The 23269-nt window shown below is 41.8% G+C and carries 17 protein-coding genes; 10 read left to right on the top strand and 7 right to left on the bottom strand.

Annotation, left to right across the window (positions count from 1 at the left end):
* The first annotated feature begins 549 nt into the window (after positions 1-549).
* A complete protein-coding gene (tpx, locus tag H8S64_RS04165; protein WP_186975101.1) occupies positions 550-1056 on the top strand; it encodes a thiol peroxidase in 507 nt (168 codons plus the stop codon).
* Positions 1057-1191: 135 nt separating this feature from the next.
* Here the strand turns inward: tpx and tnaA are convergent, their stop codons facing one another.
* Together tnaA and H8S64_RS04155 are read right to left on the bottom strand one after the other, a co-directional pair.
* Complete coding sequence (gene tnaA, locus H8S64_RS04160; protein ID WP_186975100.1) at positions 1192-2568, bottom strand: tryptophanase TnaA; 1377 nt, start codon at positions 2566-2568, stop codon at positions 1192-1194.
* A 257-nt stretch (positions 2569-2825) separates the two neighbouring features.
* Positions 2826-4130: a DEAD/DEAH box helicase gene (locus H8S64_RS04155; protein ID WP_186975099.1), complete on the bottom strand. Its 1305-nt coding sequence runs from the start codon at positions 4128-4130 to the stop codon at positions 2826-2828.
* 236 nt (positions 4131-4366) lie between these two features.
* Between H8S64_RS04155 and H8S64_RS04150 the strand changes: the two genes are divergently transcribed.
* The gene (locus tag H8S64_RS04150) at positions 4367-4615 is read left to right on the top strand and encodes a DNA-binding protein (RefSeq protein ID WP_099292078.1); all 249 of its coding nucleotides are present in this window, start codon (positions 4367-4369) and stop codon (positions 4613-4615) included.
* 148 nt (positions 4616-4763) lie between these two features.
* Positions 4764-5942, top strand: a complete 1179-nt coding sequence (locus tag H8S64_RS04145) for a class I SAM-dependent rRNA methyltransferase (protein WP_186975098.1) — start codon at positions 4764-4766, stop codon at positions 5940-5942.
* A gap of 81 nt (positions 5943-6023) precedes the next feature.
* Here the strand turns inward: H8S64_RS04145 and H8S64_RS04140 are convergent, their stop codons facing one another.
* Positions 6024-6857 carry a PepSY-like domain-containing protein gene (locus tag H8S64_RS04140; RefSeq protein WP_186975097.1) on the bottom strand — a complete coding sequence of 278 codons (834 nt, stop codon included), beginning with the start codon at positions 6855-6857 and terminating at the stop codon, positions 6024-6026.
* A gap of 151 nt (positions 6858-7008) precedes the next feature.
* On the opposite strand from H8S64_RS04140, the gene H8S64_RS04135 reads away from it, so the two are divergent.
* On the top strand, positions 7009-8211 hold the full coding sequence (locus H8S64_RS04135; RefSeq protein ID WP_186975096.1) for an MFS transporter: 1203 nt from the start codon (positions 7009-7011) through the stop codon (positions 8209-8211).
* Here the strand turns inward: H8S64_RS04135 and H8S64_RS04130 are convergent.
* The 3 genes from H8S64_RS04130 to H8S64_RS04120 all read right to left on the bottom strand — a co-directional run bounded on the left by H8S64_RS04130 (position 8208) and on the right by H8S64_RS04120 (position 11617).
* Positions 8208-9845, bottom strand: a complete 1638-nt coding sequence (locus H8S64_RS04130) for a M64 family metallopeptidase (protein ID WP_186975095.1) — start codon at positions 9843-9845, stop codon at positions 8208-8210. The genes H8S64_RS04135 and H8S64_RS04130 overlap by 4 nt on opposite strands.
* Before the next feature lie 472 nt (positions 9846-10317).
* Complete coding sequence (locus tag H8S64_RS04125; protein ID WP_186975094.1) at positions 10318-10926, bottom strand: response regulator transcription factor; 609 nt, start codon at positions 10924-10926, stop codon at positions 10318-10320.
* Positions 10913-11617: a hemerythrin domain-containing protein gene (locus tag H8S64_RS04120; RefSeq protein WP_255469425.1), complete on the bottom strand. Its 705-nt coding sequence runs from the start codon at positions 11615-11617 to the stop codon at positions 10913-10915. Before H8S64_RS04120 ends, H8S64_RS04125 begins: the two co-directional genes overlap by 14 nt.
* Positions 11618-11915: 298 nt before the next feature.
* Between H8S64_RS04120 and H8S64_RS04115 the strand changes: the two genes are divergently transcribed.
* From H8S64_RS04115 to H8S64_RS04090, 6 genes are all read left to right on the top strand, one after another.
* Positions 11916-12443: a sigma-70 family RNA polymerase sigma factor gene (locus H8S64_RS04115; protein WP_186975092.1), complete on the top strand. Its 528-nt coding sequence runs from the start codon at positions 11916-11918 to the stop codon at positions 12441-12443.
* Between the two features lie 72 nt (positions 12444-12515).
* A complete protein-coding gene (locus tag H8S64_RS04110; RefSeq protein WP_186975091.1) occupies positions 12516-13568 on the top strand; it encodes a FecR family protein in 1053 nt (350 codons plus the stop codon).
* Between the two features lie 366 nt (positions 13569-13934).
* Complete coding sequence (locus H8S64_RS04105) at positions 13935-17291, top strand: SusC/RagA family TonB-linked outer membrane protein (RefSeq protein WP_186975090.1); 3357 nt, start codon at positions 13935-13937, stop codon at positions 17289-17291.
* 11 nt (positions 17292-17302) lie between these two features.
* Positions 17303-18772: a RagB/SusD family nutrient uptake outer membrane protein gene (locus H8S64_RS04100; protein ID WP_186975089.1), complete on the top strand. Its 1470-nt coding sequence runs from the start codon at positions 17303-17305 to the stop codon at positions 18770-18772.
* A gap of 19 nt (positions 18773-18791) precedes the next feature.
* The gene (locus tag H8S64_RS04095; protein ID WP_186975088.1) at positions 18792-19490 is read left to right on the top strand and encodes a DUF4843 domain-containing protein; all 699 of its coding nucleotides are present in this window, start codon (positions 18792-18794) and stop codon (positions 19488-19490) included.
* 25 nt (positions 19491-19515) lie between these two features.
* Positions 19516-21117 carry a PKD-like family lipoprotein gene (locus tag H8S64_RS04090; protein ID WP_186975087.1) on the top strand — a complete coding sequence of 534 codons (1602 nt, stop codon included), beginning with the start codon at positions 19516-19518 and terminating at the stop codon, positions 21115-21117.
* 80 nt (positions 21118-21197) lie between these two features.
* Here the strand turns inward: H8S64_RS04090 and H8S64_RS04085 are convergent, their stop codons facing one another.
* Positions 21198-23264 carry a cation:proton antiporter gene (locus H8S64_RS04085; RefSeq protein ID WP_186975086.1) on the bottom strand — a complete coding sequence of 689 codons (2067 nt, stop codon included), beginning with the start codon at positions 23262-23264 and terminating at the stop codon, positions 21198-21200.
* Between the last annotated feature and the right edge of the window lie 5 nt (positions 23265-23269).

Here is a 23269-nt window from a genome sequence, read left to right as displayed (position 1 = left end):
TTGTGCCCTATTAATCAATTCATATATTAGTTTATCTTTTAGCAGGAGAGTACAGAGTTCAGTTTACTTCATTATCTCATCCCCAAAATATAAGTAAATTTCAAATACAACGATTGAACTCTTTTTGATTTAACAATAAAATTCCTTATCTTTGTTATCAAGATTTTTAGCAACGCAAGTTGCTGTAAAAACGAATAAATTAGTTCTTACAAAAATCGGTGGATTTGCTTTTACAAGGAATTGTAAATCATTATAACAAAGATACTTGATTCGAGTTGGAGAATCCCTTCCGGATCACCACATTCAAAACAACTTACTTATTTACAGTAAGTTGTTTTTTTATTAAGAACATATTTTAAACGTAACTCTTTACTCTATTTTTAGGTCAAGTTCCTATAGAGAAATATATTTTCATTCTTCATCTCTTTTCGCAAACTTTTTTAAGGAATAACCCGTAGAACAAATTGTAAAATTTCTTTTTGCGAAACAAGAATTAAAATTATACATTTGAAGATACATATTAAGTCAAACATTTAAATTTTAAACACTATGGCAAAAGTAACACTTGCTGGTAACAGTATAAACACGAAAGGTAACTTACCTTCAGTAGGTTCCATGGCTCCGGATTTCTCGTTAGTAAAAACGGATTTGTCCGAATTGACATTAACCGACCAAAAAGGAACACGTGTTGTCCTGAATATTTTCCCGAGTCTTGATACAAGCGTATGCGCTACATCCGTGCGTACTTTCAATAAATTAGCTGCAGAGATGAAAAATACGGTGGTACTTGCTATATCTAAAGACCTCCCTTTCGCTCACGCACGTTTCTGCACGACGGAAGGAATTGATAAAGTAATTCCTCTATCTGCATTCAGGGATCATAAATTCGGGGAGAAATACGGGGTGGAAATGATTGACGGCCCATTAGCAGGTCTATTGGCTCGCTCGGTTGTCGTTATTGACGAAAACGGGAAAATCGTTTATGAAGAACTCGTACCGGAAATCACACACGAACCTAACTATGACGCCGCATTGGCATGTTTGAAAAGTTTATAAGGTCCATAAAGTTATAAAGTTCATAAAGTACAAGTAAACACCCAAAGCTTCAACAAGCTAACTTTATGAACTTTAAATTCCGAAGGAATAACTTTACAAACCTTATAAACAAAAAGGGGCTTTCGCCCCTTTTTATTATTTAGCACGCTCTAATTGAACGGTAAAGTGACGCATTAGCGGTGCTTCCCAAGTAATTTGGAAACCACGAGTAATCCGCTCACGACGATCAAATACATTTTTCAAGGCAACGGCTATCACGTCCATATGATTGTTCGTGTACACTCTTCTCGGGATAGCCAGACGCAAAAGATCCAAACCTCCGAAACGGTTTTCACGAGTTACCGGATCACGGTCAGCCAAGATATAACCGATTTCGCAACCGCGAATACCAGCCTCCAAGTACAATTCCACCGTCAACGTCTGAGCCGGGAATTCTTCTTTCGGTACATGAGTCAATACTTTCGGCGCATCGATAAACAAAGCGTGACCTCCGGCGGGACGTTGGTAAGGAATACCAAATTCATCCAGACGTTTTGCCAAGTATTCCACTTGTTTGATACGAGTTTCAAGATTATCGAACTCTGTATTTTCATCCAAACCGATAGCCAGAGCGTTCATATCGCGACCGTTCATACCACCATAAGTCAAGTACCCCTCGAACTGCACGCAGAAGCCCTTAGCTCCCTCGAACCAGTCTTGGTGGCGGGTAGCGATGAAACCTCCCATGTTCACAATAGCATCTTTCTTCGCGCTCATGGTCATACCGTCAGCGTTATCGAACATCTCTTTCACGATCTCTTTGATCGTCTTATTTTGATAACCCTCTTCACGAGTCTTGATAAAATAAGCGTTCTCAGCGAAACGAGCCGAATCGAACAACACGCGTTTGCCATATTTATCGGCGATAGCACGCACTTCCTTGATATTTTTCATGGAAACAGGCTGTCCTCCTGCCGTGTTGTTCGTAACTGTCACGATAATAAACGGAATCTTGTCAGCATGTTCTGCCAACACTTTCTCCAATTTCACCGGATCCAAGTTTCCTTTAAACGGAATCTCCAATTGGGTATCCTTTGCCTCGTCGATAGTCACGTCCCAAGCGATAGCCTTACGTCCCTCGATGTGCCCCTTCGTGGTATCGAAGTGAGAGTTACCGGGAACGATATCGCCTTCTTTTACTAAATAAGAGAAAAGCACGTTCTCGGCAGCGCGTCCTTGGTGAGTCGGGATAATATAATCGAATCCGGTCAAACGGGTAATCATATCCTTCAACTTGAAGAAAGAAGATGCCCCAGCATAACTTTCATCACCCAACATCATTCCTGCCCATTGGCGGTCACTCATGGAACCGGTTCCGGAGTCCGTAATCAAGTCTATATACACTTGCTCCGAACGTAATTGAAACACGTTGTAGTGAGCCTCTTTAATCCATTGTTCTCTCTCTTCACGAGTGCTTTTACGGATGGGTTCAACCATCTTAATCTTCCAAGATTCTGCAAAAGGTAATTCCATAATCTTTAAACTTTAAATAGTTAATGATATAAATAATTATAATATGATTTTCCAATCAAACAACCTTAAAAGGTCATCATGTTAAATAAGGAAATAATAAATGTGAGGACACGAAAGACCCCACCTTCAACAAACAAAGGTGTCGCGCTTCTTAATATTTAAGAAAAGTTTACTTACTAATATGACGCTCTTATCTTTCATCGAAGCAAATTTGGGAAAAATAATAAAAAAGACCAAGGAAATCTTGGTCTTTTTTATTATTTCTTTTTTTTCTTCGCGTTTCGCTTCCGCATCACGTTTCGTCGATTATCTTCCGCCGTGTAACTATTTTTGGCTTTCTTCTGGTGGAAAGCACCTCCCCCTTGTTGTCGTCCCTGCTGGTAAACGATATTACTTGTCTGCACCTGTTCCTCTTCCAGCAACAACTGGGATATTTCCAACTTCTCCGGCAAATCCAACACCTCCACGCTTTGATTAATCAACCGCTCGATATCCGTGAAGCGGTCTTCCTCTATCTCGGACACGAAACTGATTGCCACTCCCTCTTTTCCCGCACGAGCCGTACGCCCGATACGATGCACGTATTCCTCCGCCAAAGAAGGGATATCAAAGTTTATTACATGAGTCACGTCCTGCACGTCAATGCCGCGTGCCGCCACGTCTGAAGCCACGAGAATACGAGCTTCCCCTTCTTTAAAAGCACGTAAAGCGTTCAACCGGGTATTCTGTGCCTTGTTCGAGTGTATCACGCTCAACTCTCCTTTCCAATGATCCGCCAAGCGTTCCACGATCCGGTCGGCATTCTTCTTTGTCTCGGTAAATATCATCACTTTCTTGTATCTCTCCTTATCCGCAAGCAATACTTTCAACAAATTGATTTTCGTCGTGATATTCGGCACGTCATACCGGAATTGCTCCACGTGTTCCACCGGGGTTGCTTGACGTGCAACTTCCACCCGCACCGGTTCTTTCAAGAAATCACGGGATAGACTTTCTACCGCTTCCGAGAATGTAGCCGAAAACAACATCGTTTGATGCTTCTCCGGTAATACTTCGAATATACCCTTTAATTGCGGCAGGAACCCCAAATCCATTAACCGGTCGGCCTCATCCACCACGACCGTTTTAATCATTTTCGTCCGGATGATACCATTATAATATATATCCATAAAACGACCGGGTGTGGCGACCAATAAATCTACCCCCTCGAACACCTTATCTTGTTGAGTCCTTATATTCGTACCACCATACACGCCCACGCAACGGATATCCATATATTCCGTCAACAATTCAACACTCTCGCACACTTGCACGACCAACTCCCGCGTAGGCACAACCACCAATGCTCTCGGCACCAACCCTTGCGCATAATGCAATTTCATCAACATCGGGATCAGATAAGCCAGCGTCTTTCCCGTACCCGTCTGTGCTATACCGATAAGGTCTTTCCCGGAACGACTGACAGAAAAAACCTCTTCCTGAATAGGGGTCGGGTTCTCGAAACCAGCCTCTTCCAACGCCATTAAAATCTGCTTATTTATATTCAAATCCTGAAATCCCATAGGTATCATGTTTTAAGTCTATTTATCCGCGAAGGTACAAAAAAGTAGGCACTCGGCAGAAATAAATTTATTTATAAAATAAATTGCATCTAAATATCAAAAATATCACACTCATATTCAAAACGATACAACAAGACATACCCGTTACAAAAAACGCCATAATCAATCCTATATTTGTTTTTTTCAAAATAATGTTCTAAATTTATTGCAGGTAAAACCTCTAAAATTACTACGCTATGACTTATACTATTACTTTTAACGAGTTAAGGAAGATCAAAGACATGTTACCCCACGGAAGTATGCAAACTATTGCAGACGATTTGGGCATCAGTACTGACACAGTGCGTAACTACTTCGGAGCCGATAATTATGACAACGGAGGTTCTAGTGCCGGAATTCACGTGGAGCAAGGACCGGACGGGGGAATTGTAGTCTTAGATGACACTACCATTCTGGACAAAGCCAAGGAACTCCTGAACGTGTAGAAAAAAATTAGAGCCGGGAACTGTCGAAAAAACGTTCCCGGTATTTTTTTACCGCTTTTTTATCTACTTTTGCAACGGCAAGTTCACGGTATAAACTTGTAACCTGCCAACTTGTAACCTGTAACGTCGCACGGCGACATAATATATTATGAGCAAAATAGTACTAAAAGCCGGTAAAGAGAGATCCTTGTACAGACTTCACCCGTGGGTATTCTCGGGTGCCATCGCCAAAAAAGACAATGACATCCAAGAGGGAGATGTCGTGAAAGTATATAACCACGACAATGAATTTCTTGCCGTCGGGCACTACCAGATCGGGAGTATTGCCGTGCGTGTGCTCAGTTTCAAAGAAGAAACGATTGATTATCCTTTTTGGGTAGAACGCATCCGTCAAGCATACCACACCCGCGTTGCCATCGGTCTGGCAACGGCATCGAATAATAACGTTTTTCGTTTGGTACATGGTGAAGGAGATGATCTTTCCGGGCTTATCGTGGACTATTATGCCGGGGTAGCCGTGGTACAATTCCACTCCGTGGGCATGTACAAGGCAAGAGAAGAGATCACGAAAGCCCTTCTCGAAGTCATGGGCGACAAAATCACCGCCATATATGACAAATCGGAAGGAACTCTCCCCTACAAGGCAGGACTGAACCCAGAAAACGGCTACTTGTACGGACACACTGATAACTTTATCGCCACCGAAAACGGACTGAAATTCAACGTGGACTGGCTCGAAGGCCAAAAAACGGGTTTCTTTATTGACCAACGGGAAAACCGAAGCCTTTTGGAACAATACTCTCAAGGAAAAAACGTACTCAACATGTTCTGTTACACGGGTGGTTTCTCTTTCTACGCCATGCGAGGCGGAGCAAAACTCGTGCATTCGGTTGACGCCTCGGCAAGAGCTATTGAACTGACCAACCAAAACGTGGAACTGAACTTTCCCGGTGATTCCCGCCACGAGGCATTCGTGGAAGACGCTTTCAAATTTTTGAATCAATCCCACGACAAATACGACCTCATTATCCTTGACCCCCCGGCATTCGCCAAACACCAAAACGTACTTGACAATGCCATACAGGGTTACAAAAAACTCAACCGCAAAGGTATCGAAGTCGTGAAACCGGGTGGTATCATCTTCACCTTCTCTTGTTCTCAAGTAATGACGAAAGACCTGTTCCGCCAAACCGTGTTCACTGCGGCGGCAAACACCGGACGCAAAGTCAAAATATTACATCAATTGACACAACCAGCCGATCACCCGATCAGCATTTATCACCCGGAAGGGGAGTATTTGAAAGGATTGGTGTTATACGTGGAATAGCATTTAATGAAAAGAGTATCCGAAAAGTTATTTTTGGATACTCTTTATCAATCTAAAACAGTTCACTAGAAAACAAATATCTTAATCTAATCGAATACTACCATCGGGATAAATCTCCACGGATATATCCATTGAATGTTCTTTCTTTAGCAGGAAATGATACACGTTATCACCGGAAGCATACTGGATAAAGTGTATATTGTCTATCGAAAAAGTATTATACGCTTCACCTTTCAGCACATCCAATACCACTTGCGGCACATTTGCCTCCAGTACAGGCCATGAAGTTTTGATCCAGCTATTATCGCGAGCGAACAGAACTTCTTTTACTTGATTTTCATCAAGGATATCCACTTCCAAGATTCCGTCTTGCCAACGTTCATCATGGACAACCAATGCTTTCGGATAATTTTGCGTGATAAAACTACTGACTGTTGCCGGTAAATCTACCGCATTTTCCTCCGCTTGTTTTATCAATTCACCCTCTTCATCAAAATAAAGATACATCTCTTGACTAGCATTTTCTATCTCCAGACGATACACGGGAGATGTATTCACCCGATCCACGTACTCCACATCCTCAACTTTCCAAGAGCCGTATATACTTCCGGTAAATCCGGTTTTTACCTTTTCCGGCAGATTAGCGTACAGCATATCTTTCTCCGTCATCACCCATTCGCCGTCTTTACCGAACCAAGCCTCACATTCCTGCCCCGCCTCACGGAATTCAGCTTTCTCATACACACCGTTTTTCTCCCATGACACGGCTGTCGCGTTCGGGAACTTCGCCGTAAAAGCTTCCACAACACTCTTTCCCGGCTTGTAACTCTTATCATCATCATCGTCGTCATGACAAGCGGCAAAAACAAATAACGAGGCAATCCATAGGGTTACCATCAAAATCTTTCCTCTCATAATCTTTCCTATTTATCTGTTTAACATTATGTTCCTACTATCCCTTCTAACGAAAAACAGAAGCAGAAGGTTTCTATCGAAAAAAAACAAAATAACAGGACAACCTGTTCGCGGATTGCTTACTTTTGCACCGGAATTTAAGGACTATGAAATGGATAATTGTCAAGAAATAAGCACATCCGGGAAAAGCACGAAAGACAATATCATCTCGATATGTGTCTTCTTGTCGGGATTCTCTTGTTTTGCACAGTTGTATTATTTTCAACCGTTATTGCCCGATCTTGCACACGAGTTCAACCTATCGGCAAGTTATAGCAGTCTGGCTATTTCGTTTTCAACCTTAGGTATGGTCATCGGACTATTTACCGCCATGTTCGTGGCGGACAGTATCCCAAGAAAAAATTTAATCAGTGCGGCACTATTGTCCTCTTCTGTCGCCTCGGTAATCTGTTCGTATTCAAATTCCTTTTTCTTGCTCGTGGCGCTCAGTGCCTTAAAAGGCTTTTTGCTATCGGGAGCGACATCCGTATCGCTGGCATACATATCGGAAGAAGTATTACCCAAGAACAAAGGTAAAATCACCGGGTTATACATCGCCGGAAACGCACTCGGGGGAATGGGCGGACGCGTGATTTCCTCGTATCTCAGCACGGAATTCTCGTGGCGGACAGCATCCGCTTCCATCGGAGTGTTATGTGCCGTCTTCGCAATCTTGTTTTTGATTTTCAGTCCCCGTTCCATTAATTTCAAGCCGAAGAAAGAGAACTTCAAATCACTCATCATTTCTAATTTGCATTTGCTCACTTCAGCCAAATTACTCCCGTTCTATCTGATTGGATCACTTATGCTGGGAATATTCGTGAGCCTGTACAATTATCTAGGTTTCTACCTCGTGAAAGAGCCTTTCAATTTTCCGGATTACTTGATTCACTACATTTACTTCATGTATATTTTCGGGGTATTCGGTTCTATCGCTACCGCAAAACTCACCGCACGATACAACCATTTCAAGATACAGAAAACCATCGTATTATCGTCCGTGGCGGCACTCCTGTTGTTGTACGTGAACAATTTCTGGATCGTCACTCTGGGGTTAGCTATTTTCACGTTCAATTTCTTCGTGGTGCATGTCATTTGTAACCGTGTCGTGAGCGACTACAATCTACAAAAACGCTCTGTCACCATATCCATATACCTTCTCTTCTATTACATGGGTTCCAGCGTATGGGGATCAGCCACCGGCATCGTCCTCGACAACTTCGGTTGGCAATGGTTTATCGCCACACTCATCGCCCTAACCTTCATCTTATACGCCATCGCTTACAGGGGCGCACGGTTGATGCAGGAAAACTAAAAACTCAAAGTTCTCTTAACTAACCGCGGGCGTGCAAACGGTTTTTCCGCAACCGCACGGACACGAATAAACTCGCGTATTCGTTGTGGTTTATGCTGTGTATCAAATGTCACAAAGTTCTCGTAAGTAGGTGTTATATTTTCACCATTCTCCATTACCCGGTCGTATATCTCTTTGCGACTTGGGGCATTGAATCCGGTCGTGTTGCTGTTCATCATACTTTCATAAGTTGGGCGATAAATACCCTTCATATAGGTGTAAGCACCCTCTAGCACGTCCAATTCTTCCGATACATAACGACTGTCAGTCAGGAAAGTAGACCAAGGAACCTCTACCGGGTTATTTTTCAAACTAACATTTTGCACCCATCCGTCACGTTGGAGTGTTTGCACCTCCTTAATCACCTCGGCAGGAATGATCGGATTTTCCTCGTATGAATATTCATCACCCAATTTGGCAAAGCCATGCCCGACAGCCTCGTGCGTAAGCACTTGCCGGAAGTTTTCACTTTCCACTCCCTTGATAACCGGACAATAAGCGATAGCAAAGTTTATTCCCTTGCCCGTATGCGAATCCATATACCAAAAAGTAGTTCCGGCATGAACTTCAGTATTCAGTATCACGACAACCAATGCATCGTTATAATTAATATTTTGCACGCATTGCGCGTACGTTTGAACGATGTTATCATTTCCCTCGATTGCGGTACTCCCACCACCTGCCAATTTGCATTTAAAAATGGTGTTATTACCACTCGTGAAATCATTACTCTTCGAAACTGCTGTCACGGCATACACATCGAAATAATCGCGGAGTGACTTAATCGGTTCTTCCGAGAATAGATTCTCGCACGCTTTATCCATGACATCAGCATAGTACTCATCGTCGATCTCTTGCTGTGTAAATCCATCCCCCATGATGATGACAGGGATACCGTTCCCCTTACTTGCTGTCTGCAAAACACGGACACTCTGGTCTGTCTTATAATCAATAGGCGTCGATTTCCCGGCTTGGACAACCTTGATTGTTGCCAATTGTTTAGAATCAACCTTTCTGACAAAAGTAAATTCAGCAGATCTAGAGTCCTCATCTGGGTTAGCCAAAACGTTTATCCTCATCCCGTATTCGGAAACAGACCGCCCGCCTTCATTCTGGTTCAACCAATCCACTTTTGAAGAATATATAGCAAATTCATCCTCTCCCATATTCGTGGAGAATCCTATTTCCAGCACTCGCCCTTCGACCGGTATTCTGTATTCTGACAAATCCGGTTCGATAAACCCAACTTCTCCCGCCTCTTGCGTCAACGTGATTTCCTTCTGCACGGTGCCGGAAGTCAATACAAGAGTGGCAGAACGCTCGACAGTAGTCGAATTTTCACTCTTCGTGGTAACCGTAAGCGAGGCTTTCCCGCTTTCCCCCGAAAGAGGAGATACAGAAAGCCAATCAGCAGAACAAGAAGCCTTCCATTCACGTGCGCTAGTAAAAGAAAAGACCGTTGTCGAACCGACTCCGGCATTAATCACGATGTCACCGCTATTCTCTATGGCAAAACCGGGAGCTAATTCTTTATCGGAACAAGCCATTACGAGAAAAAAGCACAAGAAAAACAGGAAAAAAGATTTTATTTTCATGTCAGTAGTTTATTTGTAACATACAAATATATAAAATATGGCTATTTATCGCTACTTAATGATACTTTCTTTCTTGCTTTTTATTAAAATGTTCGTGTAATTATTTAATCAACTTCTCTATCGCCTTCACGAATCCGACAGCTTACGGGTATAAAGTAAGCCACAACAGCTTTCCGATCTTCTTCGCTCATCATAAAGCAACTCCTTCCTTCATGACATTTTGATAAAATGGAGCAATACGATGTAAAGTTTCCCAGATTTAAAACAAAGATTGTGAAAAAAGCGAATATTCCGATTGTCAGAACCTCTAAACATGAAATTAAAAAACTCTCGTCTGTATGACGAGAGTTTTTTGGCAAAATTTTTTCAATGGCTTACGTTGAAAAGAAAAATCATATTATTAACATTACAAAGATCTCGATTTTACTCTTTCCCCACAATCCCCTACATTAGGTATATTTTCGACAAAAAATCATTCCACCTCATTAATATCGATGAGATTATTCAAAATAGCATACACCGTAAGTCCCGATACGGACTTAATCCCGGTTTTCCGGATGATATTTTTCCGGTGCGTGATGACCGTGTGCACGGATATATGATGCTGGTCGGCAATCTCCTTATTGATTTTCCCTTTTGCCAATGACACCAATATTTCTTTCTCCCGCTCGGAAAGTTCATTTTTATCTGCCGCATCAGACGGGGCATTCAGCGCATCCAGCGATTGCAACAACTTTTGTGCTATCTTCTCCGAATCATCCGAGATGTCGATCACCGTGTGATATTGTTTCAACACTTCCGGTTCTATATATTGATATACCAAAGCTACTAAAGCCGCATTTCTCATTCCCTCGAACAACTCTTCCAAGTGTTGTCGCCTTTTCGGCTCCACTGTCGAAGGATTAATAATAATAATATCCGGTTCGAGATGATTTATTTTCTCCACGCAATGATAGCAATCGGCAAGTGATGCAACAACCTCAAAACCATGCCTAATCTCTATTAACTTCCGCAAACCGGTCGATATGATCATTGACGGCTCAATAATAACAATCCGATAACATTTATTATTGCCTGCCATACTGTTGTTCTAATTTCTTGACTAACGGGATTAGAATTTTATCCTCGATTAAAGAATGTTTGCTTAAATCCTCTTCTAATGAAAATATACCGAACAGCACCCGAATACGCATTTCCGACAGCGCATCTCCTTGTAAATACTTCATTATAATATTTTTCAAGTCATTCAGTTTATCATCTATATTACTGTGATTCTCCTTGAATTCCTCGATCTCGTAATTTCCCGAACGACTCCCGTGCACGATACCGGAAATATAGGGGAAAACCGTGTCCTCCTCGTAGGCGAAATGTCGGATAACCTCATTCTTGTACTCATTGAAAAAAAGATGAAGTATCTTTTTATGATGTTCCTCGCAATTCTCGGAAATCTCCTTCAACTGTTCCTCTATCACGAACATCCGGCTATTGAGATAATAATCATGAGAATTTTTCAAGTAAGCAATCAACTGGTCTACATCCGGCCCAATACGCTCGATTTCCTTATCCATGGGCAAATACGCTTCATTGCTGTACACGTTACAGATCATCAGAAACAGAGGGCAAGATACATGATTCGCCTCACAACACTCCTTTACGGTCTTGTCCCCGAACCCCAGATTCAACCCGAAACGATGCAAAAGCAACAAGAGCGAATAATCGGCATGAATAACATCTGCCAGTTTCATTTCAGCAGAAAATAAACGTGAATTCATAGTAGTATTTTTATCACAAATATTGGAAATATTCGACTCTCCACCAAGTTTATTCATCTGTTTATAGAATTATTTGTAATATTTCACGACATCAAAAGTACAAAAGTATCCGAAGCTATAACATCCTCAAAATCGGGTAAAAGCACGGGCTCCCATCCCCATAAATGGGGATTATATCCCTGTAAATCGAATTATCCTTCGTATTTCACACAAGATCGCCAATATATAGTAAATGAAATTTATTGTTCATTAAAGAAGAAATTATAATTTTGTCAGGAATATATCACATAAAAAACAAATGGAAAAGGATCAAGTCATATTACTGGAACAACTTTTCAATCGTTATTTTAGTCATCTGGTTCTTTATTCCAGAAAGCTAATCGGAGCACAAGAACCGGCGGAAGACATTGTTCAAGATGTATTCCTGCACTTGTTCGAAAGTAAACGCCTGAAGTATGCGACTCCTTCATTTTTATTTACTTGTGTGAAAAACGCTTCATTAAATTACATAAACTTCTCGAAAAAGAGAATGGTTCCCCTCTCTCCCGCTCAAGAATTTATCCCGGATAAAGATGTACAGGAAGAAATCGCCCACATGCAACAACTGGAACGACTGGATACTGCCATTGAATCTTTACCTGCCAAATGCAAAGAGATATTCAAGCGGGTATATTTACAAGGTCAACGCTATGAAGATGTCGCCACACAGTTGGAAATCTCTTATCACACCGTGAAGGCGCACATGACAACCGCCTTTAAACATTTACGAAAACACCTTTTAGTATTACTTTTCCTTCTTCGAAATGTTAAATTCAAGAGAAAGTGAAAAAAAGTTGGAAAAATGACTAGGTAGATTCTGCGTCATATTTGTTATTATTATAAACAATATCACAGAACCATGCCAAACGAGCAAGAAAATATAGACGAACAAATCATCCGGGATTGGGTTGAAATGAAAAAACTACAACATCCCGGATATTGGACGCAGATGAAGGATAAACTTCAAATTGCCATCCGCCGAAAGCATAAAATACGAATAGTAAAATATGCTGCCATATTCATGTTACCTATTTTAGCATGCGGACTTTATCTCTTGCTGGATAATCCTCATCACACTCCCCCGCGGACAGAACAAACTTTGGCAAAAATATTACCGGGTGATAAAAAAGCTATTCTATATACATCAGATGGTAGTTCACTCGTCCTTTCCGAGGATACACTCTCGTTGACAGAGATCAACGGAACCCGGATACTATCCGCGAAAGACGAAGGAATTGTCTATACCCCGCAAACAACAAGTAACACGATAGAAATCTATAACACACTTGTAGTTCCTCTTAAAGGAGAATATAACATCACTCTCTGCGACGGAACCCAAGTATGGCTAAACTCCTTTTCCTCATTGAAGTATCCCGTTATCTTTTCAGATTCCGTTCGGGAAGTACATTTGGAAGGCGAGGCTTTCTTTATCGTGACCGATAATAAAGAAAAACCGTTTATCGTGACAACAAAAGATTACTCCGTCAAAGTACTGGGAACAGCTTTTAACGTGATGGCCTACAATGATGACAATTATTCTCACACGACACTGGCAAAAGGAAAAATCGAAATATTACACGGGGACAAACGCCAAATATTAATCCCGGGCGAGCAGGCAGTTCTGAAAGACGGGAAAATATCCATAAAGAAAGTAGACCCACACTATTACACCACGTGGATGAACGACCGTTTCTACTTTGACAGCGAATGTCTGGAAAACATCATGAAAAAATTATCCAGATGGTACGATGTACAAGTAACATTCAAGGATGAAGCGGCAAAACAGTATCATTTCGAGGGAAGCGTACCTAAATACAGCAGCATCAAAGAAATTTGTAATATTATAGAATTAACGACACACGTGAGGTTTGAACTGGAAAAGAATAATATAATTGTTAAACTAAAGGAATAGAGGATGTAAATGTCATTTCTGTATCTTGATATCAATCTGAAATGACACGATAAACGAATCATTAAAAAACTTAATACTGAACTGAAAAGTATCGGTAAATGGGAGAATTATACAATGAAGTATCACTATCTAAAACGAGAATTTATGTCATTAATCCAACGTTTATTACTTGTTTAAGCACACGTTTCAAAACGCCGCACAAATAACAAACTATCATCTATATATCAAGTGATTATCATTTTACTGCAATCCCTATAAAAAAGTTTTTTTCTCTCCTTTTTTACGATTAATAAACGTTCGTTTATTGAGCATGACTTTTATGGTAATTAATACTTAAGATAATTAACATAAACCATAACACAACTTATGAAAAAAAATATCAATAACCTACTAAAACGGTATCTGTTAATTACATTTACCCTATGTTTTGCCTCCCTCTCGTTTGCAGGGAACGGAACTCAAATTCAGGACAAAATCATCAGTGTCGATTTCAAAAATGAAACTTTGGCAAATGTCCTCAAAGAACTAAAAAACAAAACAGGTTACGAATTCCTGTATAACTTGGAAATAGTTAATAAAGCTCCGCTCGTCACCGTGAAAGCAGAAAAGAAACCTTTCACGCAAGTTTTAACCCTCTGCCTTGAAAATACAGATTTCACGTATCAGATTATCGACGATACGGTCGTTATAAAATTAAAGGAAGAAAATGATAATACACCACAGAATAAAGAAATCAGCGGTGTCGTACTTGACGAGAACAACTCCCCTTTACCCGGAACAACGATCATGATAAAGGGAACACAAGTAGGTTCCGCCACGGATAAAGACGGCAAATTCAAACTGACACTTCCGAATATCAAGAACATCACACTGGTGGTTAGTTTTCTTGGTTTTGAAACACAAGAAATCGAGCTATCAAACCAGAAAGAGATCAAGATCATTCTCCGGGAGAAAAAAGAAAGTCTGGAAGATGTCGTGGTTACCGGTTACGCTAACGTAAAAAAATCCAGCTTCACGGGATCAGCCATCCGGGTAGAGAAAAAAGAATTGTTAAAGGTTGCTTCACGAAATGTCATATCGGCATTACAAGTCTTCGATCCCTCTTTGCGCATCATGAAAAATAACGACATGGGGTCCGACCCGAATACTGTTCCCGAATTTTACATCCGCGGACGTTCCGGCGTGGGCGTTATGGAACTCGACAAAAATTCCGTATCCAAAACGGCCTTACAGAACAACCCCAACTCCCCCCTGTTTATCATGGACGGGTATGAGGTAAAAATAGATAAAGTGTACGATTTCGACCCGAACCGGATAGCGAACATCACGATTCTGAAAGATGCTGCCGCAACGGCCTTGTATGGTTCCCGTGCCGCCAACGGTGTGATTGTGATTGAAACCGTGGCTCCACAACCCGGCAAACTCCGTGTTTCCTACGACTTCATGGGAGAATTAACTGTACCGGATATCTCTGACTACAACTTGATGAACGCAAGTGAGAAGTTGGAGGCTGAACGCTTGGCAGGCTTCTTTGACTCTGAAGCTCCCGTAGAATACCAAAGCCTGCAACAAGAATATATCGAGAAAAGAAACAACATCATGGCAGGCGTGAACACCGATTGGATTTCCTTGCCCTTGAGAAATCCCTTTAATCACAAACACAGCCTGTTTGTCGAGGGTGGTTCCAACGATTTTCGATTCGGCATCACCATGCGTTATGACGTACAAAACGGAGTAATGAAAGAGTCCGGGAGAACTCGTATCGGCTCTTCTTTTATGCTGGATTACCGGGTAAAGAACTTACAATTGCGCAACGAAGTCAGTTATGATGTTACCAAAGGTACAAACTCACCTTACGGGGATTTCAGCGAATATACCCGCCGCCTACCTTACGTGTCTTACAAAGATATTGACGGAAACTACGTGAACGACTTGAAATGGCATATTAACGATACCCGTTTAAATCCTTATTACGAGGCAAAACTAATGAAGAATTTCAGTCACAATAATTACAGTTCACTGACGGATAATCTGGGTGTGAACTGGTATATCATGGACGGATTCCAAATGAAAGCCCAATTCTCAATCACGAAAACAAACGAGTGGTCTTCCGTTTTCGTCGATCCGGAATCTGCCACGTTCAAGAATAGTTCCGAGGACTTAAGCGTACAAAAAGGGACATTGGACAAGAGCGATTCCGAAACAATAAACTGGAACTTCAAAGCATTCGCCAATTACGTGAAGACGTTAGGCAATCACAACATCAACTTCTCGGTCGGAATCGAATTAAACGAGAACAAATACAGCTACGAGAGCACCACTTTCCGCGGATTCCCTTCCGGAGAGCTAAGTTCCCCCATGTACGCTGAAAAATCGGATGCTCCCACATTCTCCGATAATCACACCCGTCTATCCAGCGTGTACGCCGCTTTAAATTATTCTTTTCAAGATATTTATCTACTAGATGCCTCCTACCGCATGGACGGTTCTTCCGAATTCGGGGTAGATAACAAAACAGCTTCATTCTACGCTATCGGTGCGGGAGTCAATTTCCATAAATACGATTTTATGCAGAAATTGGATAAAATCAGCCAGCTAAGATTAACTGGTACTTACGGACAAACCGGTAAAGTAAACTTCCCCGCTTACGCCGCAAAACACACGTATAAAATCTCTGACAAGTATTACGGCACGGGCAACGGACTGACGCTATTCTACATGGGTAATGATAAATTAACATGGGAAAAGACAAACGAATTAAACCTCCGTCTGGTTCTGGGATTATTTAACGACAACATCACATTGGAAGCCGATTGGTATAACAAATTGACTAAAGATTTGATCACGGACGTGACTATTCCGGTATCCACGGGATTCGAGTCTTACAAGGATAATCTTGGAGAAGTACGAAACCGGGGATATGAAATAATCCTGCGTGCCAACGTGTACAAAACGCAAAACTGGGATGTTATCCTGTACGGGAACATGGCACATAACAAGAACCGGATCATGAAAATCTCCGAGTCGTTAAAGGCATACAACACCCGTGTTGACGAGGAATTCGCCAAATTTGAAAATGATAAAAAGAACTTAACCTATGCCAAACCGCTTATAAAATACGAGGAAGGCAGTTCATTAACAGCTATTTGGGGTATGAAATCCTTGGGTATCAACCCCAGCGACGGAAAGGAGATATTTGTAAACCGGGACGGAACAATTTCTTACGATTATGTTTCCTCCCAACAACAGATTCTCGGAGACAAGGAACCGGATGCACAAGGTAGTTTCGGGGTAAACCTGCGTTACAGGAATTTCTCGTTGTTCGCTTCCTTTATGTATGAATTCGGCGCACAAGTATACAACACGACTCTCGTGGAAAAAGTGGAGTGCGTTGACCTGCGTTACCAGAATGCGGATAAACGCGTACTGACACAACGCTGGGAATCAGCCGGACAACGTACCACACTAAAAGACATCAAGGATAGAAGCGAAACTACACGCCCAACGTCCAGATTCGTACAAGACTACAACGCGATAGATTTCACCTCATTGAGTTTAAGTTATGATTTTAATCGTGAATTAATCCATCGTTTCGGTTTGAGTATGCTCCGCCTGCAATTCCAAATGGGTGATGTCGCTCACATCTCGAATGTGAAACAAGAAAGAGGACTATCCTACCCTTTCAGCCGTACATTTAATTTCTCTTTAAATGCAACTTTCTAAATCATGATGCTATGAACAAAATAAAATACTATATCATTCTGGCAACCATCACTTTGTTTACCTTGAACGGTTGTGGAAACTGGTTAGACGTTTCTCCTGAAAATCAGGTAACGGACGAGAAATTATTTGATGATTATTCAGGCTTTCGTAATGCATTGAACGGAATATATCAGGAACTTTCTCAACAAGGTCTATACGGGCGGGAACTATCGTGGGGATTGATAAGCGTACTCGCACAAGATTACAATGCCGACAGGTTGAATAAAGCTTACCCGGAAGTCGCAACTTACAACTACGATCTGGCAGATACCAAAAAAATGATTGACAATCTATGGATACAGATGTATAATGCCATCGCGAACTGTAACAAATTAATTGAAGAGATTCAAAAAAAGGACGGAACATTCTTCCCGTTGGGAAAAGCAGAAAAAGACTTAATCGAGGGAGAAGCCCTTGCCTTGCGCGCATTCATTCACTTCGATTTATTACGTTTATTCGCCCCGTCCCCAAAAGTGAACGCAACCGGTACGTATTTACCTTATTTCACGACTTACCCGTCAAAATATGAACCGAAACAAAAAACATCCGATTTCTTGCAACTCGTGATCGGTGATCTGTCGAAAGCCAAAGATCTGGTAGCCCACTTTGATTCTACCCATGTAACAGAAACCGGTTTGTATTCCGCAACATGGAGATACACCCCGCAAAGTATAAATTTAGGTCGTTTCTTCAATTCCCGCGGTATCCGACTAAATTACATAGCCATTCACGGTTTGCTCGCCCGGGTATACATGTATGCCGGAGATGAAACGAATGCCGAAAAAGAAGCTCGTTTCGTTCTGGAACATTTTGTAGCATCAGAAGGTGGTGAAGATGCGTTACGTTTTGCCTCAACAAGTGAATTAACTTCCGGTAAAGGATTGCATACCAAGTATAAATCGGAAATTATGTTTGCCTTGTATGATGACAAATTAACGGACTTATACGACGAATTTAAAACCACGAACAACACACGTTTCGCACTAAAAGCATGGACGGACTTCTTCACGGAAGACGGGGACGATTCGAGAAAGAATCTGGGTGAATATAATTATGAAACAGGATTGTACAACTTATTAAAGTGGCAATCTTTCGACACGGAAGTTCCCGATGTCACACCGAATTTTAACCTGATTCCGGTATTGCGTCTGTCTGAAATGTATTATATCATCAGCGAATGTCGCTATAATACCAGCGATGCGACGAACGCCCAAGTATACTTGCAAAAAGTCAGAGATGCGTACCAAGCTGACAACCGGACAGTTGACATGAATCGTTACCAGAAGGAATTAACGCTGGAAATGAAAAAGGAATATTTGACGGAAGGTCAACTGTTTTTCTTTTACAAACGCTTGAACATAGCCATCGAGAATGGCGGAGAAACCGTAAACGTGGGAAACAAATTTGTACTTCCCATCCCGGAAAAAGAAGATGTATTCTAAACGATAAAGGAGAACAACTATGAAAAAAATATTACTATTCGGTTTATTAGCAGGGTTATTGAACGCTTGCAGCAAAGAAAATATCCCTTTATATGACTCACAACATTACGTGCAATTCGTGAATGATTACACGGACTCAATGGAGATATCGTTCTTCTTCTACGGTTCGGCACAACAAATAGAAATACCGTTACCCGTAAAACTCGTGGGTATGCCCTTAACCGAGGCAAAAGAAATAGTATTAAAAGCAAACAGCCAATACTCGACGGCTTCATCCTCTCAATTCGCACTGCCTGACAAAGCTTTGTTTAAAGCCGGACAAACAATGGACACGCTTTACATCACGTTAAAACGGGAAGGCTTGAATCAAAAAGTTCGGCTGGTTGTCGATATCGCTGACGGTACGGAAATACTTAGCGGACAGAGCCTTTATTCCCGACAAATTATATGGTTCAGCACGGAGATATCCCGTCCGGGATGGTGGGACAGTGACGTGGAAGATGTTTTCTTGGGAAAATATTCCATACCTAAATTCCAAAAATTAATTGACGTCACGGGAACCGGTGACTGGGAAAACAAAAACTATGACGAGCGTAGAGCCCTTGCCTTGCAATTCAAACGGGAATTATTACGGTTACGTTATGCCGGAACGCCTTATCCGGACGAAGAATTGGGATTAGACGATATGTCCACGGATATCCCCGTGTTAGGTTATTAATCATCACATGAAAAGAAAGAATATTATGAGAAAATTAATGATATTATTTTTGGCATGGTTCATCTGCGGATTAAGCGCATGCGTGGACGACGACGGGAATTACAATTATTTGCCTCAAGATTTAGTGACAATAGAATTACCGGGAAGCTCAAACTCCGGCTCCTCCTGTATCGAGGGAACGGAATTTGTTCTCGAACCCAAAATTACTTGGAAGAATCCGGAAGATGAAGCCCACTTCACTTACACGTGGCTCGTTGACAAGGACACCATTTCACATGACAAGGTGTTGAAATATGTTTTCCCGGAGATCAAAGACTTTTACGTGTCATTATACCTGACAGACGAGAGGACAAATATTTCCTATAAAAACAGCGGAATGTTTATCCTCCGCGTGGAAACTCGTTATAAAACCGGATTCATGGTACTTTATAAAGAAAGTAGCGGAACGTCCCGTCTTGGATTCATAAAAGTACCCGGTAACGGTAAAACACCGGATGGATTTGAATACTGGAACGAAAAAGAATTGTACAAACAATTTCACGAGGGAGAAGACCTGGGAAGCAACCCGGTGAGATTAATTCAACATTTCTCTTCAAGTTACGGTGCGGATGATCAGGTTCTCGTTATTCAACGCAGTGGACAAGGTCCTTTAGAACTGGATGGAGTAACCCTAAAGAAAGTTATACTGACAGAACATGAATTTGTAAATGAAAAAGTTCCCGAGATATTCAAACCCGTGGATGTTTGCTACAACGAGAGAATAAACCTGTTGTTAAACAGCGACGGGAGCCTGTACAATCGCATGATTACCGTTTCGAATGCTTTTCAATCCAATGCTTATAGCAATATACCTATGAATATAGACGTGGATAACGGTGTTAGCGGTGGTAATATCACACTATTGGTACAACCGGCAAATTCCTCGATGACAAACACGATTTTAGCGTATGACGCCACACCGGAACACAAACGTTTCATTCTGGTTTCCATGGCTGGAAACAACCGTGCGGGAATGGCTGTCGTATCCTCAAGTACGGGGGAATGGCCGGAAAACTATGTACCACTGGACAATCTGGGTGATTACAATCTGGTATACGCCTGTCCTTGTAAAGACGACTTGATGACCAGTTGGAACGACTCCTATTTTTACTTCATCTTAAAAGATGCAAACGGGAAACACTGGATACAATCTTGCTACATGCCGTCTTCATCTATCGGGAAATTACAAATTAACCCCGTTAGTGACATATTGAAAGAATTACCTAAAGGAGATCAGATCACCACTAAAACAAAATTCTTATGCCACCGCTCCGGTGATTATCTGTTCTTCACAGGGGGCATAAATAACGATATACTCTATTGTTATCAAGTGAACACGAACAAAACAACCGTATTCTTCAACGCGGGAGCCACGATCACGGCTTTAAGTTTCAATGAAGGATACACGATGTTCGGTTATACCGGAATTGCTATCGGAACCGCAAACGGGAAAGTTCATTTTGTCGATGCTTCCAGAAATTCCATTATATCAGAGGGCAACCCGACTATATACAAGGAATTTGAAGGATATGGCGAAGTTGTCGATATTATCTACAAACACACGTCGGCCATGATGCAATACAATTAATTCACCTAAACATAAACACAACGAAGGGGTGACTATCATTTAGAAAGTCACCCCCATTTCTATTTATCTTGTAAATAGCACTAAACAAGATACCTGTTATCCGTTTCTCCCGCCTGAATGGGGTACACCAGCACAAAGCCGTTCATCTGGAAATACTTGCTCAAGTAATTCGGGATACGATTCATACTCGCGTGGTAAGAAATCCGCTCTCTCCGGCTCATGATCACCCACAACATATCATTCTCTTTCGTTTCACGGAAAATAATCAAGAAATCGTCCCAATCGTCGAAAACGGTAAATTCCGCTTCAATCGGACGCTTTTTATAGATATCCTTCAAATATCCCAAAGTCGTTTCCGTCCCGTAAAATATAGCCTTACCTCCCGTGTTCTGGATAATATTCCAGACCTTGTTTACCCACATGGAAAAACCGACCTCTTTCTCCGCCTGTTCCGGAACAACAATCAAATGCCGTTTCACCGTGGCAATAGGCTGCATCGGACGATACACCAAAGTATTCACGTTACTCTGCCCCAATATCCCCTCGGTCATATTACCCAAAAATGAAGAAGTCGCTCTTTTTCCTTGGTGCAATCCCAACACGAGATCCGTGATCCCTTGTTCCTTTATCACGCTGATAATAGCGTTTACCACGTTCAAATCGTAGCGTAACAAATCATTCAACCTGTTGTCCGTCGCGGATGCCGTCGTCACTGCCATATTCAGCACTTTCTTTGCCTGCTTGAAAGCAGCCTCATCCGACACTTTATTATTAATGACGTTCAAAGCAAATAACCCGTCCTTATTCTTTTTCGATTTAATCGCCGTACTCAAATTTACCAGTTCAGTCACATTTCTTTCGTATGACACGGGTATCAAAATACGCTCTTTATGTTCCTCCATCTCCCCGTTGTCCTCCGGTTCCTCTGCCATCGCTATATTGTGCGCCCCCTTTTGTGCGGCAAAAGAAGCCATCGTACAAGTAACCAAAATCATCAGAATCGTACCGTTCAACACGCTTTCGTTCAACAGCCGAATCGGCTCTCCCGCGGATGTTTCTCCCAAGATCACGTTATATCCCACCATAACGGCAGCCAAAGTTGCCGCTGCCTGCGCGTTACTCAACCCGAAAATCACCCGGCGTTGATCCAGTGACAAGCGAAAAGTCTTTTGTGTCAACCATGCAGCCGCGTATTTAGCAACCGTGGCAACCACAATCATAACGACTCCAACCTTTATTGTTTCTATATTCGTGAAGAAAGCCCGGTAATCAATCAACATCCCCACCCCCAACAGGAAAAAAGGAATAAAAATAGCATTCCCGACGAACTCCACCCGGTTCATCAAAGGAGAAGTCGAGGGTATCAACCGATTGAGAGCCATTCCGGCAAGGAACGCCCCGATAATGGATTCCAGTCCTGCCAGCTCCGCCAAATAAGCACCGAGGAATACCATAACCAACACAAATATATACTGTGAAATATTATCGTCACATCGTTTGAAAAACCAACGTCCGACCAAAGGAAACACGATCATCACGAAAGCGAAGAAAATAATAATTGCCGCCCCCAGCCGATACCAGAACCAATCATCCATATCCCCCACCGCCATCTCGACAATAACCGTCAACACCAACAACGACAAGGTATCCGTGATCATGGTTCCCCCCACGGTAATCCCCACGGACTTATCTTTCGTGATACCTAATTTGCTGATAATCGGGTAAGCGATCAACGTGTGCGACGCGAACATACTCGCCAGCAAAACGGATGTCAACATCGAAAAATTCAACACGTAAAGTCCCACCAATGTCCCCAATGCCATGGGAATTAAAAAGGTGTACATACCGAAAGTCAGACTCTTCCATTTGTTCTTCTTGAAATCGCCCAAATCAATCTCCAGTCCCGCCAAAAACATAATATATAGCAATCCTGCAGTCCCGGAAAGAATGATACTACTATCTCTCAATACCAGATTGAACCCGTTAGGACCAATCACGGCTCCCGCAATAATCAATCCCAACAAATGGGGAATCCTCAATTTATTCAGCAACAACGGGGCTGCCAATATAATAATCAGAATCAACAAAAACTTCAATACCGGATCGGTCAACGGTAAAGTAATATTAGCAAGTATTATTGGTATCATATACA

Origin of the sequence: Butyricimonas hominis (assembly GCF_014287455.1) — a bacterium.
GTDB lineage: Bacteria > Bacteroidota > Bacteroidia > Bacteroidales > Marinifilaceae > Butyricimonas > Butyricimonas muris.
The sequence above is the reverse complement of the archived record's forward strand: the minus strand, read 5'-3'. Positions and strand labels throughout refer to the sequence as shown.

Bases quoted from the DNA above. Each gene is read 5' to 3' on its own strand.
- tpx (WP_186975101.1), top strand. From the start codon at position 550: ATGGCAAAAGTAACACTTGCTGGTAACAGTATAAACACGAAAGGTAAC.
- tnaA (WP_186975100.1), bottom strand. From the start codon at position 2,568: ATGGAATTACCTTTTGCAGAATCTTGGAAGATTAAGATGGTTGAACCC.
- H8S64_RS04155 (WP_186975099.1), bottom strand. From the start codon at position 4,130: ATGGGATTTCAGGATTTGAATATAAATAAGCAGATTTTAATGGCGTTG.
- H8S64_RS04150 (WP_099292078.1), top strand. From the start codon at position 4,367: ATGACTTATACTATTACTTTTAACGAGTTAAGGAAGATCAAAGACATG.
- H8S64_RS04145 (WP_186975098.1), top strand. From the start codon at position 4,764: ATGAGCAAAATAGTACTAAAAGCCGGTAAAGAGAGATCCTTGTACAGA.
- H8S64_RS04140 (WP_186975097.1), bottom strand. From the start codon at position 6,857: ATGAGAGGAAAGATTTTGATGGTAACCCTATGGATTGCCTCGTTATTT.
- H8S64_RS04135 (WP_186975096.1), top strand. From the start codon at position 7,009: ATGGATAATTGTCAAGAAATAAGCACATCCGGGAAAAGCACGAAAGAC.
- H8S64_RS04130 (WP_186975095.1), bottom strand. From the start codon at position 9,845: ATGAAAATAAAATCTTTTTTCCTGTTTTTCTTGTGCTTTTTTCTCGTA.
- H8S64_RS04125 (WP_186975094.1), bottom strand. From the start codon at position 10,926: ATGGCAGGCAATAATAAATGTTATCGGATTGTTATTATTGAGCCGTCA.
- H8S64_RS04120 (WP_255469425.1), bottom strand. From the start codon at position 11,617: ATGAATTCACGTTTATTTTCTGCTGAAATGAAACTGGCAGATGTTATT.
- H8S64_RS04115 (WP_186975092.1), top strand. From the start codon at position 11,916: ATGGAAAAGGATCAAGTCATATTACTGGAACAACTTTTCAATCGTTAT.
- H8S64_RS04110 (WP_186975091.1), top strand. From the start codon at position 12,516: ATGCCAAACGAGCAAGAAAATATAGACGAACAAATCATCCGGGATTGG.
- H8S64_RS04105 (WP_186975090.1), top strand. From the start codon at position 13,935: ATGAAAAAAAATATCAATAACCTACTAAAACGGTATCTGTTAATTACA.
- H8S64_RS04100 (WP_186975089.1), top strand. From the start codon at position 17,303: ATGAACAAAATAAAATACTATATCATTCTGGCAACCATCACTTTGTTT.
- H8S64_RS04095 (WP_186975088.1), top strand. From the start codon at position 18,792: ATGAAAAAAATATTACTATTCGGTTTATTAGCAGGGTTATTGAACGCT.
- H8S64_RS04090 (WP_186975087.1), top strand. From the start codon at position 19,516: ATGAGAAAATTAATGATATTATTTTTGGCATGGTTCATCTGCGGATTA.
- H8S64_RS04085 (WP_186975086.1), bottom strand. From the start codon at position 23,264: ATGATACCAATAATACTTGCTAATATTACTTTACCGTTGACCGATCCG.